This window comes from Enterobacter sp. QK-SA4 (genome assembly GCF_056856775.1).
Window position 1 is genome coordinate 4318174 of sequence record NZ_JBXFXH010000007.1, and the last position, 17256, is coordinate 4335429.

The 17256-nt window shown below is 54.9% G+C and carries 20 protein-coding genes and 1 tRNA gene; 11 read left to right on the forward strand and 10 right to left on the reverse strand.

Annotation, left to right across the window (positions count from 1 at the left end; genetic code table 11):
* Nucleotides 1-80 precede the first annotated feature (80 nt).
* Nucleotides 81-1223 (forward strand): ACT family cephalosporin-hydrolyzing class C beta-lactamase, encoded by a 1143-nt coding sequence (gene blaACT, locus AC1VYI_RS22415; protein WP_226484466.1) that lies wholly within the window; start codon nt 81-83, stop codon nt 1221-1223.
* Nucleotides 1224-1360: 137 nt separating this feature from the next.
* Nucleotides 1361-1891, forward strand: coding sequence for a lipocalin family protein (locus AC1VYI_RS22420; RefSeq protein WP_023310119.1), 531 nt, complete (start codon nt 1361-1363; stop codon nt 1889-1891).
* Here AC1VYI_RS22420 and sugE read toward each other — a convergent pair.
* Nucleotides 1888-2205 (reverse strand): quaternary ammonium compound efflux SMR transporter SugE, encoded by a 318-nt coding sequence (gene sugE / locus AC1VYI_RS22425; protein ID WP_008502938.1) that lies wholly within the window; start codon nt 2203-2205, stop codon nt 1888-1890. The two genes, AC1VYI_RS22420 and sugE, sit on opposite strands and share 4 nt — an antisense overlap.
* A gap of 261 nt (nt 2206-2466) precedes the next feature.
* Here sugE and AC1VYI_RS22430 point away from each other — a divergent pair, with 261 nt between their 5' ends.
* Entirely contained in the window at nt 2467-3066 is a 600-nt protein-coding gene (locus AC1VYI_RS22430; protein ID WP_134866873.1) for a helix-turn-helix transcriptional regulator, read from the forward strand.
* A 36-nt stretch (nt 3067-3102) separates the two neighbouring features.
* Here AC1VYI_RS22430 and ecnB read toward each other — a convergent pair whose 3' ends face one another.
* The 3 genes from ecnB to efp form a co-directional block, all read right to left on the reverse strand.
* Nucleotides 3103-3249, reverse strand: coding sequence for a lipoprotein toxin entericidin B (gene ecnB, locus AC1VYI_RS22435; protein ID WP_003025482.1), 147 nt, complete (start codon nt 3247-3249; stop codon nt 3103-3105).
* Nucleotides 3250-3357: 108 nt separating this feature from the next.
* Entirely contained in the window at nt 3358-3489 is a 132-nt protein-coding gene (locus AC1VYI_RS22440) for an entericidin A/B family lipoprotein (RefSeq protein WP_024907352.1), read from the reverse strand.
* A gap of 58 nt (nt 3490-3547) precedes the next feature.
* Nucleotides 3548-4114 carry an elongation factor P gene (efp, locus tag AC1VYI_RS22445; RefSeq protein WP_008502940.1) on the reverse strand — a complete coding sequence of 189 codons (567 nt, stop codon included), beginning with the start codon at nt 4112-4114 and terminating at the stop codon, nt 3548-3550.
* A 40-nt stretch (nt 4115-4154) separates the two neighbouring features.
* Here efp and epmB point away from each other — a divergent pair, with 40 nt between their 5' ends.
* The gene (gene epmB, locus AC1VYI_RS22450; protein WP_047174008.1) at nt 4155-5183 is read left to right on the forward strand and encodes an EF-P beta-lysylation protein EpmB; all 1029 of its coding nucleotides are present in this window, start codon (nt 4155-4157) and stop codon (nt 5181-5183) included.
* Between the two features lie 47 nt (nt 5184-5230).
* On the opposite strand, the gene AC1VYI_RS22455 is transcribed toward epmB, so the two are convergent.
* The 3 genes from AC1VYI_RS22455 to AC1VYI_RS22465 form a co-directional block, all read right to left on the reverse strand.
* Complete coding sequence (locus tag AC1VYI_RS22455) at nt 5231-5584, reverse strand: DUF4156 domain-containing protein (RefSeq protein ID WP_023310115.1); 354 nt, start codon at nt 5582-5584, stop codon at nt 5231-5233.
* Between the two features lie 134 nt (nt 5585-5718).
* Nucleotides 5719-7362 (reverse strand): chaperonin GroEL, encoded by a 1644-nt coding sequence (groL, locus tag AC1VYI_RS22460; protein ID WP_023310114.1) that lies wholly within the window; start codon nt 7360-7362, stop codon nt 5719-5721.
* Nucleotides 7363-7393: 31 nt separating this feature from the next.
* Nucleotides 7394-7687, reverse strand: coding sequence for a co-chaperone GroES (locus tag AC1VYI_RS22465; RefSeq protein ID WP_003855929.1), 294 nt, complete (start codon nt 7685-7687; stop codon nt 7394-7396).
* A 179-nt stretch (nt 7688-7866) separates the two neighbouring features.
* Here AC1VYI_RS22465 and yjeH point away from each other — a divergent pair, with 179 nt between their 5' ends.
* Nucleotides 7867-9117 (forward strand): L-methionine/branched-chain amino acid transporter, encoded by a 1251-nt coding sequence (gene yjeH, locus AC1VYI_RS22470; RefSeq protein ID WP_134866874.1) that lies wholly within the window; start codon nt 7867-7869, stop codon nt 9115-9117.
* Nucleotides 9118-9141: 24 nt separating this feature from the next.
* Here yjeH and AC1VYI_RS22475 read toward each other — a convergent pair whose 3' ends face one another.
* Nucleotides 9142-9606 (reverse strand): FxsA family protein, encoded by a 465-nt coding sequence (locus AC1VYI_RS22475; protein ID WP_023616652.1) that lies wholly within the window; start codon nt 9604-9606, stop codon nt 9142-9144.
* Between the two features lie 335 nt (nt 9607-9941).
* On the opposite strand from AC1VYI_RS22475, the gene aspA reads away from it, so the two are divergent.
* The 5 genes from aspA to AC1VYI_RS22500 all read left to right on the forward strand — a co-directional run bounded on the left by aspA (nt 9942) and on the right by AC1VYI_RS22500 (nt 15524).
* Nucleotides 9942-11378 carry an aspartate ammonia-lyase gene (gene aspA, locus AC1VYI_RS22480; RefSeq protein ID WP_003855923.1) on the forward strand — a complete coding sequence of 479 codons (1437 nt, stop codon included), beginning with the start codon at nt 9942-9944 and terminating at the stop codon, nt 11376-11378.
* Nucleotides 11379-11493: 115 nt separating this feature from the next.
* Nucleotides 11494-12795: an anaerobic C4-dicarboxylate transporter gene (locus tag AC1VYI_RS22485; protein WP_023334226.1), complete on the forward strand. Its 1302-nt coding sequence runs from the start codon at nt 11494-11496 to the stop codon at nt 12793-12795.
* A 113-nt stretch (nt 12796-12908) separates the two neighbouring features.
* Nucleotides 12909-13232 carry a divalent cation tolerance protein CutA gene (gene cutA, locus AC1VYI_RS22490; protein WP_014168278.1) on the forward strand — a complete coding sequence of 108 codons (324 nt, stop codon included), beginning with the start codon at nt 12909-12911 and terminating at the stop codon, nt 13230-13232.
* Nucleotides 13208-14899 (forward strand): protein-disulfide reductase DsbD, encoded by a 1692-nt coding sequence (locus AC1VYI_RS22495; RefSeq protein WP_134866875.1) that lies wholly within the window; start codon nt 13208-13210, stop codon nt 14897-14899. Before cutA ends, AC1VYI_RS22495 begins: the two co-directional genes overlap by 25 nt.
* 49 nt (nt 14900-14948) lie before the next feature.
* The gene (locus AC1VYI_RS22500; protein ID WP_023310110.1) at nt 14949-15524 is read left to right on the forward strand and encodes a transcriptional regulator; all 576 of its coding nucleotides are present in this window, start codon (nt 14949-14951) and stop codon (nt 15522-15524) included.
* Here the strand turns inward: AC1VYI_RS22500 and AC1VYI_RS22505 are convergent.
* Together AC1VYI_RS22505 and AC1VYI_RS22510 are read right to left on the reverse strand one after the other, a co-directional pair.
* Nucleotides 15521-16111 carry a LysE family translocator gene (locus tag AC1VYI_RS22505; RefSeq protein ID WP_134866876.1) on the reverse strand — a complete coding sequence of 197 codons (591 nt, stop codon included), beginning with the start codon at nt 16109-16111 and terminating at the stop codon, nt 15521-15523. The two genes, AC1VYI_RS22500 and AC1VYI_RS22505, sit on opposite strands and share 4 nt — an antisense overlap.
* Before the next feature lie 36 nt (nt 16112-16147).
* Complete coding sequence (locus AC1VYI_RS22510; protein WP_045357456.1) at nt 16148-16993, reverse strand: AraC family transcriptional regulator; 846 nt, start codon at nt 16991-16993, stop codon at nt 16148-16150.
* Nucleotides 16994-17162: 169 nt separating this feature from the next.
* Between AC1VYI_RS22510 and AC1VYI_RS22515 the strand changes: the two genes are divergently transcribed.
* Nucleotides 17163-17238 (forward strand) — tRNA-Phe (locus AC1VYI_RS22515).
* Nucleotides 17239-17256 lie beyond the last annotated feature (18 nt).

Below are 17256 nucleotides of genomic sequence, written 5' to 3' on the forward strand. Positions count from 1 at the left end.
AGCCATAGTCAAATCCAACAGACTACAGCGGTCTGACGGGCCCGGACACTCCCTTGAACTGCTATTACGGAAGATAAATGATGATGACTAAATCCCTTTGCTGCGCCCTGCTGCTCAGCACCTCCTGCTCGGTATTGGCTATCCCGATGTCAGAAAAACAGCTGGCTGAGGTGGTGGAACGGACCGTTACGCCGCTGATGAAAGCGCAGGCCATTCCGGGTATGGCGGTGGCGGTGATTTATGAGGGTCAGCCGCACTACTTCACCTTCGGTAAAGCCGATGTTGCGGCGAACAAACCTGTCACTCCACAAACCTTGTTCGAACTGGGTTCTATAAGTAAAACCTTCACCGGCGTACTCGGTGGCGATGCCATTGTTCGCGGTGAAATATCGCTGGGCGATCCGGTGACAAAATACTGGCCTGAGCTAACAGGCAAGCAGTGGCAGGGGATCCGCATGCTGGATCTGGCAACCTATACCGCAGGAGGTTTGCCGTTACAGGTACCGGATGAGGTCACGGATAACGCCTCTCTGTTGCGCTTTTATCAAAACTGGCAGCCGCAGTGGAAGCCGGGCACCACGCGTCTTTACGCCAATGCCAGCATCGGTCTTTTTGGCGCGCTGGCGGTCAAACCTTCCGGCATGAGCTATGAGCAGGCCATAACGACGCGGGTCTTTAAGCCGCTCAAGCTGGACCATACGTGGATTAACGTTCCGAAAGCGGAAGAGGCGCATTACGCCTGGGGATACCGCGACGGTAAAGCGGTACACGTTTCGCCAGGAATGCTGGACGCTGAAGCCTATGGCGTAAAAACCAACGTGCAGGATATGGCAAGCTGGGTGATGGTCAACATGAAGCCGGACTCCCTTCAGGATAATTCACTCAGGAAAGGCCTTACCCTGGCGCAGTCTCGCTACTGGCGCGTGGGGGCCATGTATCAGGGGTTAGGCTGGGAAATGCTTAACTGGCCGGTCGATGCCAAAACCGTGGTTGAAGGTAGCGACAATAAGGTGGCACTGGCACCGCTGCCTGCGAGAGAAGTGAAACCACCGGCGCCCCCGGTCAACGCATCCTGGGTCCATAAAACAGGCTCTACCGGCGGGTTTGGCAGCTACGTGGCATTTATTCCTGAAAAGCAGCTCGGTATTGTGATGCTGGCAAATAAAAGCTATCCGAACCCGGCACGCGTTGAGGCGGCATACCGTATTTTGAGCGCGCTGTAGTAAATATTGCCGGGTGGCGCTAACGCTTACCCGGCCTACAAAATCCACGGGGTGGCCACCCGGCGAAACACACCGCACAAAAACCACATTTTTCTTGCCGTCATCTACACTTAACAAAAAACAGTAAGGAAACTCCTATGCGCATTCTGCCTGTTATCGCCGCGGTGACAGCCGCGTTTTTAGTGGTTGCCTGCAGTTCCCCTACCCCGCCTCCAGGCGTTACCGTCGTCTCGCCTTTTGATGCACAACGCTTCCTTGGAACATGGTATGAAATCGCGCGCCTCGACCATCGGTTTGAGCAGGGCTTAGAGAAGGTCACTGCGAATTACAGCCCGATGGATGATGGCGGTATTCAGGTGATCAACCGGGGCTATAATCCCGATCGGGAGATGTGGCAGCAGTCGATTGGGAAAGCGTACTTCACGGGCGACCCGCGACGGGCCGCGCTCAAAGTCTCTTTCTTCGGCCCGTTTTATGGCGGCTATAACGTGATCGCGCTCGACAGAGAGTACCGTCACGCGCTGGTCTGCGGGCCGGATCGCGACTATCTGTGGATACTTTCCCGCACGCCAACTATTTCGTCAGAAATGAAACAGCAGATGCTGGACGTCGCGACCCGGCAAGGGTTTGATGTGTCAAAACTTATTTGGGTAAAACAACCCCATTAATGGGTACTGAGCTTCAGCCCAACGATCCCGGCCACAATCAAGGCGAGGCTGGCGATACGCGCCAGACTCGCTGACTCTCCCAGCAGCAGAATGCCGGTGATGGCGGCCCCCACCGCACCAATGCCCGTCCAGACGGCATAAGCCGTTCCCACAGGCAGCGAGCGCATTGCCCAGGATAACAGGACAATACTCACGATCATCGCGGTGACGGTTATGACGCTGGGCGTCAGGCGGGTAAATCCGTGGGTGTACTTGAGACCAATTGCCCATACCACTTCGAGCAGGCCAGCAATAAAAAGAATTATCCAGGACATTTCAGGCTCCTTAACTTAATACAAGTTGGGGCCGTCCCCGGTGAAAGAAACGCTTACGGGTCGTCCCGTAAGGCAGAGATTACGCCCCATATTGTGGTTAGCGTGCTATTTTTTTTCAATCATTTTTTGCTGAACACGTTAAGGCAAGAAATAGCCGCAGTATGGCGCGTAGTTCCGGCATTTAGCACTCATCCGACTTCTCTATGATGATGTGCTTTCTGATGGCAGGAAGCCAAACCACTAGCCGACTGCGAATAAAATATGTTCAAAATTCTTTTGATTGACCGTTGTCACTTCACCCGCACAGGGTTTGAAGCATGGCTCAATCATTCTGGTTTGTTCCCGGGACACTACGTTGTGACCGGGTTAAATAATCTGTTCCTTGCCAGGGAGCACATTCTGCAATGGAAACCCACGCTGGTTATCGCCGATCTTTACGGCTTCAGGCAGGATATTCATCATTTTCAGCAGCTTTCGTCGTTGCTGAGCGCCAGTGAACGATTACCGTTTATTTTGCTGCAATCGGGAGATGACCGCGGCATGACCGACTGGCTCGGACAGTTCCCGGTGTGGTCGTCGCTGTTGAAAAACGCCAGTCTCGAAGAAGTGGCAACGACGATCAACGACGCATTAATCTCACGCGCCAGCGCTGACAGGCCAACGGCGGCGGCCCCCTTGCTGACCCGACAGGAAGAGAAAGTGCTGACATTGTGGATGGACGGTGCGAGCAATCAAAAAATTGCCGCTCACCTGAGTATCAACGGAAAAACGGTGTATACCTATAAACGCAATATCCGCATGAAATTGCATATGGATACGCGTTTTTCTCCGTTCTTATCCCTGCAGGAATCAGAAAGCTGACGGTACGAAACCCGCTGGTCTCGTACCGTATGTTAATTACTGCTGAGCTTTGGTTGCCGCACCAGAGATTGCGCTACCACCTTCAGAAATATCCTGACCGACGCCACGCGTGGTATTACAGGCTGTTAAGACTGAAGAAAGTACCAGGACTGAAAAGATCGCTGCAATTGTTTTCTTAACCATAATATCTTCCTTTTATAGCCAAAGTTGTTTTGTGTATAGCAACTTAAGAATAGACAAGATCCCGCCGGTTGACGGAAAAGGAAGCATTTTTAGGAAAATTAGACGAACTTAGCTGGCGGCGTGAGAAATGATATGACCGAGATCCTGGATATCTTGTCCCATCCCACGGGTGGTGTTACAGCCGGAAAGCAATGCACTGGAAAGCGCTAACAGAAGCAGAATTTTAACGGTACGTTTCATCATCCCTGCCTGCAAAAATCAGGCGCAGCGGGCGCTGCGCCTTCAATCATGACGTAAATTACTTCACGCGGGATACGTATTCGCCGGAGCGGGTATCCACTTTGATCACTTCGCCAGTCTGTACGAACAGTGGAACTTTAACCACTGCGCCGGTAGACAGTTTGGCTGGTTTACCGCCGGTACCTGCGGTATCACCTTTCAGACCTGGATCGGTTTCAACGATTTCCAGTTCAACGAAGTTTGGTGGGGTGACAGCGATAGGCTGGCCGTTCCACAGGGTCACGATGCACTCAGCCTGATCCAGCAGCCATTTAGCGCTATCACCTACCGCTTTCTCATCAGCAGACAGCTGTTCGAAAGTGGAGTTGTTCATGAAATGCCAGAACTCGCCGTCGTTGTACAGATAGGTCAGGTTCATATCAACAACATCAGCGCCTTCAGCGGAGTCAGTAGACTTGAAGGTTTTCTCAACACGGGTACCGGTCAGCAGACGGCGCAGCTTAACGCGTGCGAATGCCTGGCCTTTACCTGGTTTAACGAATTCGCTGGCTTCAACCGCGTACGGTTCGCCGTCCATCATGATTTTAAGACCAGCACGAAAATCGTTGCTATAGTACGTTGCCATAAGGCCCTCTAAATTTGTTAATTGGTAGCTAAGCCACAAAATGGCGCATATTGTAACCCTAAACACCCCGTCCAGAGAAGATTGGTTATCGCAACTTGCCGATGTAATCACCAGTCCTGATGAATTGCTGCGTCTTTTAGACCTCGATCAGCACCCAGAGTTGCTTGCAGGCCGCGAGGCAAAGCGCCTTTTCGCCCTGCGCGTTCCCCGTGCGTTTGTGGCGCGAATGGAGAAAGGCAACCCCGACGATCCACTTTTAAAACAAACGCTTACTTCGCAGGATGAGTTTGTCACCGCGCCGGGATACAGCACCGATCCGCTGGAAGAGCAGAACAGCGTGGTGCCGGGTTTACTGCACAAGTATCTCAACCGCGCCCTGCTGCTGGTAAAAGGCGGTTGCGCGGTAAATTGTCGTTATTGCTTCCGTCGGCACTTCCCCTATGCCGAAAACCAGGGCAATAAACGCAACTGGCAGGTCGCGCTGGACTATATCGCCGCCCATCCGGAGCTGGATGAGATTATTTTTTCCGGCGGTGACCCGCTGATGGCAAAAGATCATGAGCTGGACTGGCTGCTGACCCAGCTTGAAGCCATTCCGCACATTAAGCGCCTGCGTATTCACAGCCGTTTACCGATTGTCATTCCGGCACGTGTCACTGACGGCCTGGTGTCACGCCTGGAGCAGTCAAGATTGCAGGTGCTGCTGGTGAACCATATCAACCACGCGAACGAAATTGACGATGACTTTCGCGCGGCGATGGCGCGTCTGCGTAAAGCGGGCGTGACGCTGCTGAACCAGAGCGTGCTGCTGCGCGGCGTGAACGACAGCGCCCGCGTGCTGGCTGACCTGAGCAATGCCCTGTTTGATGCGGGCGTGATGCCCTATTACCTGCACGTGCTGGATCGCGTTCAGGGCGCGGCCCATTTCATGGTGACGGATGAAGAAGCCCGGCAGATTATGCGCGAACTGTTAACGCTGGTTTCAGGCTATATGGTGCCGAAGCTGGCACGCGAGATTGGCGGAGAGCCGAGCAAGACGCCGCTGGATTTGCAGCTGCGGCAGTGCTAGCTTCCCCTCACCCTAACCCTCTCCCACAGGGAGAGGGAAAAAGGCCATCAGTTCGGGCACTTGTAGACCTGGCCGTTCATCTGGCTGGCGGTCGGCACGAAGCTGGACAGCATACTCTGCGTTGGGCTGCTCACGCCGTAAATCACGTTACCGCCCATTGCCGCAGCCTGGTTACGCAAGGCATTCGCCGCACCGCGCATCGAGCCACCTTCCTCGCCATGCTGACCTGACATCCAGTTACTTTGCTCACCGGTTGCCGTGCCTAACAGCTGGCATTCACTGCCAGGCTTATCTTCCACAAAGCGAACGCCCTGGCCCGCTGCCGACAGCTCATTGCTGGAGCTACAACCCGCCAGCAGCAATGCTGCCCCTACAATCCCTGCACAGACTTTTACGCGCATGTTATTCCTCGTTTTCAATAAGCTGGACAGTAGTTGTCCGTGTGTAAATCTTATACCTAAAAGATGACCAAAAGAAAAACCCCCGAGCATTTCTGCCCGGGGGTTTTTCACATTCTACGACGTAGAGCGCACGATTACATCATGCCGCCCATACCGCCCATGCCGCCCATGCCAGCAGCACCTAAGTCAGGTGCATCGCCTTTAGGCAGGTCGGTTACCATGCACTCGGTGGTGATCATCAGGCCAGCGACAGATGCCGCGTACTGCAGAGCAGAACGGGTCACTTTCGTTGGATCCAGGATACCGAAGTCGATCATGTTGCCGTATTCTTCAGTTGCTGCGTTGTAACCGTAGTTACCTTCGCCCGCTTTCACGTTGTTCGCAACCACAGATGGCTCTTCACCGGCGTTAGAAACGATCTGACGCAGAGGGGCTTCCATTGCGCGCAGCGCAACTTTGATACCCACGTTCTGATCTTCGTTCTGTGCGGTCAGGCCTGCCAGTTTAGCGGCAACACGCACCAGCGCAACACCACCACCAGCAACCACGCCTTCTTCTACCGCAGCACGGGTCGCATGCAGGGCATCGTCAACGCGTGCTTTTTTCTCTTTCATTTCAACTTCGGTAGCTGCACCGACTTTGATTACCGCAACGCCGCCAGCCAGTTTCGCTACGCGCTCCTGCAGTTTTTCACGGTCGTAATCGGAAGTCGCTTCTTCGATCTGCTTACGGATCTGACCCACGCGGCCCTGAATAGCGGCTTCTTCACCCACACCGTCGATGATGGTGGTGGTGTCTTTGTTGATCACAACGCGTTTCGCCTGGCCCAGGTCTTCCAGGGTCGCTTTTTCCAGCTCCATACCGATCTCTTCAGAGATCACGGTACCGCCGGTCAGGGTAGCGATATCCTGCAGCATCGCTTTACGGCGATCGCCGAAGCCAGGTGCTTTAACAGCAGCCACTTTCACGATGCCGCGCATGGTGTTAACCACCAGGGTCGCCAGCGCTTCGCCTTCAACATCTTCAGCGATGATAACCAGAGGCTTGCCTGCTTTCGCAACGGCTTCCAGTACTGGCAGCATTTCGCGGATGTTGGAGATTTTCTTGTCAGCCAGCAGGATGAACGGGCTTTCCAGCTCAACAGCACCCGTTTCTGGCTTGTTGATGAAGTATGGGGACAGGTAACCGCGGTCGAACTGCATACCTTCAACCACGTCCAGTTCGTCTTCCAGACCGGTACCGTCTTCAACGGTGATCACACCTTCTTTACCGACTTTGTCCATCGCTTCAGCGATCAGTTTACCTACGGTTTCATCGGAGTTAGCGGAGATAGTACCAACCTGAGCAATGGCTTTAGAGTCAGAGCATGGTACGGACAGTGCTTTCAGCTCTTCAACAGCGGAGGCGACAGCTTTGTCGATACCACGTTTCAGATCCATTGGGTTCATGCCCGCAGCAACGGCTTTCAGACCTTCGGTGATGATTGCCTGCGCCAGTACGGTCGCGGTGGTGGTACCGTCACCAGCAGCGTCGTTTGCTTTAGAGGCAACTTCTTTCACCATCTGCGCGCCCATGTTTTCGAACTTGTCTTCCAGCTCAATTTCACGTGCTACAGAAACACCATCTTTGGTGATGGTTGGCGCGCCGAAGGATTTATCCAGCACTACGTTGCGGCCTTTCGGGCCCAGAGTCACTTTAACTGCATCTGCCAGTACGTTTACGCCGCGGAGCATTTTTACACGAGCGTCGTTACCGAATTTTACGTCTTTAGCTGCCATGTTCTTATTTCCTCAAATTCTCGTGCGTAAATTACGCTTCAACAATTGCCAGAATGTCGCTCTCGGACATGATCAACACTTCTTCATTGTCGATCTTCTCGGATTTCACGCCGTAGCCATCGTTGAAAATTACGATGTCACCAACTTTAACGTCCAGTGGCTGCACAGTTCCGTTTTCCAGGATGCGGCCCTTACCGACAGCGATGATTTCGCCACGCGTTGATTTGGCTGCTGCAGAACCTGTCAGAACGATGCCGCCAGCAGACTTGGTTTCAACTTCTTTACGTTTGACGATCACACGATCATGTAACGGACGAATACTCATTGATAGCTCTCCTTTGAGAAAGTCATTATCAGTTATGGATGACGCCGGCCCGCATGCGGTTTTCCGACTAGTGCCCTGAGAGATGGGGATAGCTTTTTCCCCCTTCAAGGGGGAGTCGAAAAAAAAATTTGCGAAAGTGTTACCATCGCCTCTCTTTTGGTACTGGCAGGGCGATGTGAATGAGTGGACTCAAGCAGGAGCTGGGGCTGGCGCAGGGCGTCGGACTGCTCTCAACCTCCTTGTTAGGTACGGGCGTGTTTGCCGTACCCGCACTGGCGGCGCTGGTGGCTGGAAATAATAGCCTGTGGGCGTGGCCGGCGCTGATTGTATTGGTTTTCCCGATAGCCATTGTGTTTGCCATCCTGGGGCGGCATTTCCCCAGCGCGGGCGGCGTGGCGCACTTTGTCGGACTGGCCTTTGGCCCGCGGCTGCAGCGTGTCACCGGCTGGCTGTTTCTCTCCGTCATTCCGGTTGGCCTACCTGCGGCGTTGCATATTGCGACCGGCTTTGGTCAGGCGCTGTTTGGCTGGCATAACGAGCAGTTATTGCTGGCCGAACTGGGTACGCTGGCGATCGTCTGGTGGGTGGGTTCTCGAGGCGCCAGCTCCAGCGCCAACCTGCAGACGCTGGTTGCGGTGCTGATTGTCGCGCTCGTTGTCGCAATCTGGTGGGCGGGCGATATCACAATAAAGGAAATTCCCTTCCCTGCGGTGACAGACGTCGACCATTCCGAGCTTTTCGCCGCGCTCTCCGTCATGTTCTGGTGTTTTGTCGGCCTGGAAGCCTTTGCCCATCTGGCCTCTGAATTTAAGCAGCCTGAACGCGATTTCCCCCGCGCGCTGATGATAGGCCTGCTGCTGGCAGGTACGGTCTATTGGGCATGTACCGTGCTGGTCTTACACTTCCACGCGTTCGGAGCGGATCTCGCCGCCGCGGCATCGCTGCCGGGTATCGTGGTGGAACTGTTCGGCGTGAAGGCGCTATGGATCGCCTGTGTCATCGGCTATCTCGCCTGTTTTGCCAGCCTCAATATTTATATCCAGAGCTTTGCCCGGCTGGTGTGGTCGCAGGCGCTCGACAAACCTGAGAATCGCCTCGCGCGCCTGTCTAAACGCCAGCTTCCGCTGAATGCCCTGAATACCGTACTGGGCTGCTGCGCGGTGAGCACGCTGTGTATTTACGCACTGAAGATTAATCTGGACGCGCTGATCGTCTACGCCAACGGCATTTTCATCATGATCTACCTGCTGTGCATGCTGGCGGGATGTCGTTTGCTGAAAGGTCGCTATAAAGCTCTGGCGGTCGTCGGGGGTTTGCTTTGCCTGCTGTTGCTGGCGATGGTGGGATGGAAGAGTCTGTACGCGATTATCATGCTGGCAGGGCTGTGGGTGTTTTTGCCGAAGCGCGGTGCGCTCCCGGAGGCCCGGTAGGCGAAGCGCCACCGGGCAACAAAATCACCGATCGTCTTTATGATCTAAACGGTCGTGCTGTTCATCCTTACGCTGATATTCCCCTTCAAAGGTATCGCCCGGCCCGGTGCTGAACCCGCCGCCCGGCATACGGCTAAAGCGCAGATGCGGCAGCAGCTTCATGGTCAGGTGTTTTTGCACCGGCGGCAGAAGCAGCAGCAGGCCGAGGAAGTCAGTGAAGAACCCCGGCAGGATCAGCAGCAGCCCCGCAATAATCAACGACACGCTTTTGATCATCTCTTCCGCCGGGCTTTCCCCTGCGGCCATCTTCTGCTGCATTATCAGGAAATTTTTGAAACCCTGATTACGCACCAGCGACATGCCGATGACGGAGGTGAAAATCACCAGAATCAGCGTCAGCAGGACGCCCAGCACATGGGCAACCTGGATGAAAATGGAAATCTCAATGTAAACATAGAGAAAGAAAGCAATAAACGGTATCCAGCGCACTGGCATCTCCTGTGTGGCAGAGGCCATCGGGCCCCTGTCTGAATGTGTTCGCGACGCGCGTTTGTATGAGATGGTGACGGTTAGCGAAAATTCAATCAGTTTGCACGGATATTTTTTTTGGAAATTTTAAAGCGGTGACCCATTTCACAGATTAATAATTATCATGGAATGGGCTCGATAATAAGTGATCCAGCTTACGGCAATTCGCTATCATCAGCATATGCTCTCGAGCATCTGGCTGATTGAGGGAATAATCGTCGGTCAGAAAATATTCAAAACCACATAAATACTGTGTGTTTAGTACAATCCATCGGCAGCTTGAAAAGAAGGTTCACATGTTAAACAACATTCGTATCGAAGAAGACTTGTTGGGTACCAGGGAAGTTCCAGCGGATGCCTACTACGGTGTCCACACTCTGAGAGCGATTGAAAACTTCTACATCAGCAACAGCAAAATCAGCGACATCCCTGAGTTTGTCCGTGGCATGGTGATGGTGAAGAAAGCCGCAGCACTGGCCAACAAAGAGCTGCAAACCATTCCTAAAAGCGCGGCAAATGCGATTATCGCAGCCTGCGATGAAGTGCTGAACAACGGCAAATGCATGGACCAGTTCCCGGTTGACGTCTATCAGGGCGGCGCGGGCACCTCCGTCAACATGAATACCAACGAAGTACTGGCAAACATTGGCCTGGAGCTGATGGGTCACCAGAAAGGTGAATACCAGTACCTGAACCCGAACGATCACGTAAACAAATGCCAGTCTACCAACGACGCCTACCCTACCGGCTTCCGTATCGCGGTGTATGCCTCTGTGGTGAAACTGGTGGATGCGATCAACCAGCTGGGTGATGGCTTCCAGCGTAAAGCGGTTGAGTTCCAGGACATCCTGAAAATGGGTCGTACCCAGCTGCAGGACGCGGTGCCGATGACCCTCGGCCAGGAATTCCACGCGTTTAACGTACTGCTGAACGAAGAGACCAAAAACCTGCTGCGCACCTCCGAGCTGCTGCTGGAAGTGAACCTGGGCGCCACCGCCATCGGTACCCGTCTGAACACCCCGGATGGCTATCAGCAGCTGGCGGTACAGAAGCTGGCTGAAGTCTCTAACCTGCCGGTTGTGCCTGCAGAAGACCTGATTGAAGCCACCTCCGACTGCGGCGCCTACGTCATGGTACACAGCGCCCTGAAACGTCTGGCGGTGAAACTGTCCAAAATCTGTAACGACCTGCGCCTGCTCTCTTCCGGTCCGCGCGCTGGCCTGAATGAAATTAACCTGCCAGAGCTGCAGGCCGGTTCATCCATCATGCCAGCCAAGGTGAACCCGGTGGTGCCAGAAGTGGTGAACCAGGTTTGCTTCAAAGTCATCGGTAACGATACGACCGTGACCATGGCCTCTGAAGCGGGTCAGCTGCAGTTGAACGTGATGGAGCCAGTGATTGGCCAGGCGATGTTTGAATCCATCCACATCCTGACCAACGCCTGCTACAACCTGCTGGAAAAATGCATTAACGGCATCACGGCGAATAAAGAAGTCTGTGAGGGTTATGTCTACAACTCCATCGGGATCGTCACCTACCTCAACCCGTTCATCGGTCACCACAACGGTGATATCGTCGGTAAGATTTGCGCCGAAACCGGTAAGAGCGTACGTGAAGTGGTGCTGGAGCGCGGGCTGTTGACCGAAGCTGAGCTGGACGATATCTTCTCGGCCCAGAACCTGATGCACCCGGCATATAAAGCGAAACGATATACCGATGAAAGCGAACAGTAACCGTTCTGGCTAGGCTTCTTAAGGCACGTCACTTGTGACGTGCCTTTTTTCTTTTTAGGCGTTACCTAAATACAACAATTCAATATCAACTTGTTAATAAGCAAGGCAGGTCCTTATGTTTGGAGCAGAACTCGTCATCGTCTTGTTGGCGATTTATTTGGGAGCAAGACTCGGGGGTATCGGCATCGGTTTTGCCGGCGGTCTCGGGGTGCTCGTTCTTACCCTTATCTTTCAGATTAAACCCGGCGCAATCCCGTTCGACGTTATCGAAATCATCATGGCAGTTATTGCCGCTATCGCCGCCATGCAGGTGGCAGGCGGTATGGACTACCTGGTAAGCCTGGCGGAGCGTATGCTGCGCCGCCATCCAAAATACATTACCTTCCTTGCCCCGCTGGTGACCTGGTTTATGACCATTCTCGCCGGTACGGGCCACACCGCCTTCTCTACGCTGCCGGTGATTACCGAAGTGGCGAAAGAGCAGGGTATCCGTCCGTCTCGTCCGCTCTCTATTGCCGTCGTCGCGTCCCAGATTGCGATTACCGCCTCACCGATTTCCGCTGCGGTGGTCTTCTTCGCCGGTATCCTTGAGCCGATGGGCGTGAGCTACCTGACGCTGCTGGCGATCTGTATCCCGGTGACGCTGATCGCGGTGATGATCACAGCAGTGCTGTGTAACTTCCTCGGCGCCGAACTGAAAGACGATCCGGTTTACCAGGAACGCCTTGCCAAGGGTGAAGTGAGGCTGCGCGGCAGCCAGGTCTTCGAGCTGAAGCCGCACGCAAAACGTTCCGTGCTGCTGTTTCTGATCGGTATTGTCGCGGTGATGTTCTACGCGACCGCCATCAGCGACACCGTGGGCCTGATCCAGAACCCGGTCCTGCCGCGTAACGAAGCGATTGTGGTGTTTATGCTGACCATCGCGACGCTGATTAGCATCACCTGTAAAATCGACACCAGCGAAGTGCTGAACGCCAGCACCTTCAAATCCGGTATGAGCGCCTGCGTGTGCGTCCTCGGCGTAGCCTGGCTTGGTGATACCTTCGTGAAAGCGCACATCAGCGACATTCAGACCGTAGCAGGCGACCTGCTGCACAACTACCCGTGGCTGCTGGCGGTGGTGCTGTTCTTTGCCGCTACCCTGCTTTACTCCCAGGCGGCGACCACAAAAGCGTTGATGCCTGCGGCACTGATGCTGGGCGTTACGCCACTGACGGCGATTGCCTCTTTCGCGGCGGTTTCCGCCCTGTTCGTTCTGCCAACCTACCCAACCCTGCTGGCGGCGGTGGAGATGGACGACACCGGCTCAACGCGTATCGGTAAGTATGTGTTTAACCACGCGTTCCTGATCCCGGGCGTGGTCGCCATTTCACTTTGCGTGATCCTCGGCTTTATCATTGGCGGCGTGGTGCTGTAAACCGTGAGTGGTTGTAAAAATAGTTAAAATCGGGCCGCTCTGCGGCCCGTTTCATTAATGACCAACCGCCTTGCGTGATATAGTGAAGCCTTTCGTGATGAGGAGGTCGACTTGTGAACACGCCTGATGCTGTTGTCGTACTGTGTACCGCCCCTGATGAAGCCTCTGCCCAGGATCTCGCCGCCAAAGTGCTGGCCGAAAAACTGGCAGCCTGCGTGACGCTCCTCCCCGGTGCCACCTCCCTTTATTACTGGGAAGGCAAGCTGGAGCAAGAGTACGAAGTCCAGATGTTGCTCAAAACCAATCTGGCGAATCAGCAGGCTCTCCTGGACTGCCTCAAATCTCATCATCCTTACCAAACTCCGGAACTGCTGGTGCTGCCAGTGGTCCACGGCGATAACGACTATCTCTCATGGCTCAACGCTTCCTTACGCTGATCCTGCTGCTGTGCAGCACGTCAGCTTTTGCCGGGTTGTTTGACGCGCCCGGCCGTTCGAACGTTATTCCTGCCGACCAGGCGTTCGTTTTCGACTTTCAGCAAAACCAGCACGATCTCAATCTTACCTGGCAGGTGAAAGAGGGCTATTACCTCTACCGCAAGCAGGTGAGCATTACCCCTGCTAAGGCAAACGTAGGCGCATTACAGTTGCCCGCAGGCGAGTGGCACGAGGACGAGTTCTACGGCAAGAGTGAAATCTACCGCCAGCGCTTAAGCGTGCCCGTGACGGTGAATCAGGCCGATAAAGGTGCAACGCTGACGGTGACCTACCAGGGGTGCGCGGATGCGGGATTCTGCTATCCGCCGGAAACGAAAGTCGTGCCGCTTAGCGAAGTGAAAGCGACTGCTGCTGTAATGCCGGTCCCCTCGGTTGAGAAAACCAACGACAGCGCTGACCTTCCATTCTCAGCGTTGTGGGCTTTACTGATTGGTATCGGCATTGCCTTTACGCCGTGCGTGTTGCCGATGTATCCGCTCATCTCTGGCATCGTGCTGGGCGGCAAACAGCGTCTTTCTACCGCCCGCGCGCTGCTGCTGGCTTTTATATACGTGCAGGGAATGGCGCTAACCTACACGGCGCTCGGCCTCGTGGTTGCCGCTGCCGGGTTACAGTTCCAGGCCGCACTGCAGCATCCTTACGTCCTTATTGGCCTGTCGGCGGTCTTCATCCTGCTGGCACTGTCGATGTTCGGCCTGTTTACCCTGCAGCTACCGTCGGCTTTGCAGACTCGCTTAACGCTGATGAGCAACCGTCAGCAGGGCGGCTCCGCAGGCGGCGTGTTCGCGATGGGTGCCATTGCTGGGCTGATATGCTCTCCCTGCACCACCGCGCCGCTGAGCGCCATCCTGCTCTATATCGCCCAGAGCGGTAACATGTGGCTCGGCGGCGGAACGTTGTACCTGTATGCCCTGGGCATGGGCCTGCCGCTGATTCTGGTCACGGTTTTCGGTAATCGACTTCTGCCGAAGAGCGGCCCGTGGATGGAGACGGTGAAAACCGCATTTGGCTTTGTCATCCTCGCGCTGCCGATGTTCCTCCTTGAGCGTATCATCGGCGACGCCTGGGGTTTGCGCCTGTGGGCGATGCTCGGCGTAGCGTTCTTTACATGGGCGTTTATCGTCAGCCTGGAGGCAAAGAAGCCATGGATGCGCCTGGTGCAAATCCTGCTGCTGGCTGCCGCGCTGGTGAGCGTACGCCCTCTGCAGGACTGGGCGTTCGGCACACCGGTGGGTCAGATGCAAGCGCATCTGAACTTCACCCAGATTAAAAACGTGGATGAACTTAACAGCGCCCTGGCAGAGGCGAAAGGCAAACCGGTGATGCTCGATCTCTATGCCGACTGGTGTGTCGCCTGCAAAGAGTTTGAAAAATATACTTTTAGCGATCCACAGGTGCAAAGCGCCCTGAAAGAGACCGTTTTGCTCCAGGCTAACGTGACCGCCAATAATGCGCAGGATAAGGCTCTGCTGAAGCAGCTTAACGTACTCGGGCTGCCAACCATTCTGTTCTTCAATCAACAGGGCCATGAGCAGCCTGAGCAGCGTGTAACCGGGTTTATGGATGCTGCCGCATTTAGCGCGCATTTGCGCAATCGCCAACCGTAAACAACACTTTAAACGGGACAAACCGTTGGGAATAGCGGAGGAGATAACCGTGCAACGTGAAGACGTACTGGGACAAGCCCTGCAACTACTTGAGATTCAAGGGATCGCCAGCACCACGCTTGAGATGGTAGCCGACCGTATCGATTATCCTCTGGATGAACTTAAGCGCTTCTGGCCGGATAAAGAGGCGCTACTCTATGATGCCCTGCGCTATCTCAGCCAGCAGGTTGATATCTGGCGCAGACAGCTGATGCTGAATGAAGAACTGACCGCGGAGCAAAAGCTGCTGGCGCGCTATACCGCGCTGACGGAATGCGTCAGCAACAACCGCTACCCGGGTTGTCTGTTCATCGCCGCCTGCACTTATTTTCCCGACCCAGGCCATCCTATCCACCAGTTGGCGGAGCAGCAAAAACGGGCGGCGCATGACTTCACCCACGAGCTGCTGACCACGCTGGAAGTCGATGACCCTGCGATGGTGGCTAAACAGATGGAGCTGGTGCTGGAAGGTTGCCTCAGCCGCATGCTGGTGAACCGTAGCCAGGCAGATGTGGATACGGCGCACCGCCTGGCGGAAGATATTCTACGCTTTGCCCAATGCAGAATGGGTGGAGCGCTGACCTAAGCCAGCATGCCCGCCCAGGCGGAGATGAGCAGACACAGCGCCATCAGGCGCTGAAACCGCACCATCGCCACGGTGGTGCGAAAAATTCGGTTCACCGCTTTACCCAGCCACGCCCAGCACATCAAACAGGCTATCGAGATCAGCAGAAACCATAGCGCCATTAGCGCAATATCCCGCAATGCATGGTCGCCAGCTGGGGCAAACAGGCTGACGACGGCCAGCGCCATCATCCAGGTTTTGGGGTTCACGATCTGCAGCAGTGCCGCCGCCCGAACGGTGAATCGGATACGGTGCTCAGCGGAGAGACGGGCAGCCGGGGCGCGAAACAGCTGCCAGCTCATCCAGCTTAGCCACAGCACGCCTGCCCAGCTCATTATCTGACGTATCAGAGGGTACTGACGCAGCACTTCCCCCGCGCCCGCGCCGGATACCAGCACGATCGCACTGGCCGCGATACACCCGCCCAGAATAGCAGGTACGGTATTTTTTACGCCAAAGTGCTGGCTGTTCGTCAGCACGAGAATATTGGTCGGCCCCGGCGTAATGGAGGCGACAAATGCGAACAACAGAAAGGGTATCAAACTCACAGGTGGCTCCTTTTTATTAGAGCCATGAATGTGCCGTTATTTTTTGGAAACGTCTGGAAGGTTTGTGCACAACCGTCGGTAGTGTGCAGGAGAGATGCGGTAAGCACGCTGAAACCAACGCCCCAGATGGCTTTGATCGGCAAATCCCACTGCGGCAGCCACATCAACGGGCTGGTCACCGCGCGCCAGCAGCTGTCTGGCCTTTGCCAGACGAAGCTGAATAAGCCATGCGTGTGGCGCCAGGTTGAACTCGCGCTTAAAACAGCGCGTCAGGGTAAAGCGATCTGTGCCCGTCTCGCGCGCAAGGTCTGACAGCCCCACGTTCTCACCGATATGGGCATAGAGATAGTCGCGCGCACGATGCGCCACGGCAGCGCTTTGTAACTGCGACGGCAGTTTCTTACGCCAGTGGCAGTGGGCGGTGATCCGGGAGAGCAGATTATCCATTGTGCTCTGCTGAACGATTTTCATCTCGTCATTATGCAGGGTGGAGAATGTCTCACCGATAGCGCGCACCAGCTGCGGCTCCCTTGTCAGCGTTTGGTCAAAGTGGAGTGAATAACTCCCTGGAGTAGATTCGTAAAGCCCCTGTAGCGCACGGGTAAGCCAGCGCTCATCAAGATAGAAGGTCAAATAGGTAAAGCCGCCCTCTACAGGCGCATCACCGTCGTGGATCTCGCCAGGCTCGAGGAGAAATGCGTCGCCCGGCTGGCTACGATGACGCTCACGGCGGCAGTGAAACTGCTGCGTGCCAGAGAGGGTTATCCCTACCAGATAGCTATCGTGCCAGTGCGGATCAAAGGCATGCCCTTCGAAATGCGCTTTAATCGTCTCAATACCCGTATCTGCATGCTGACGCAGTTCAAGCCAGTCATTTGCCATACTGCCCTCCTCTTGCTATCAGCATTGCCGTATTACACTGGTTATGTCTGGAAGATTTGTGCATTTTCACGGCGAAAGCGGACAGATTGCCGCAAACTTAAGCAGTTGAACAGCTTTTCCCGAAATAATGTTGACGATCGAGCGTGATTGCGGTTTAATGCGCTCCGTTGCCCGGATAGCTCAGTCGGTAGAGCAGGGGATTGAAAATCCCCGTGTCCTTGGTTCGATTCCGAGTCCGGGCACCACTATTTAAAGAACCCATG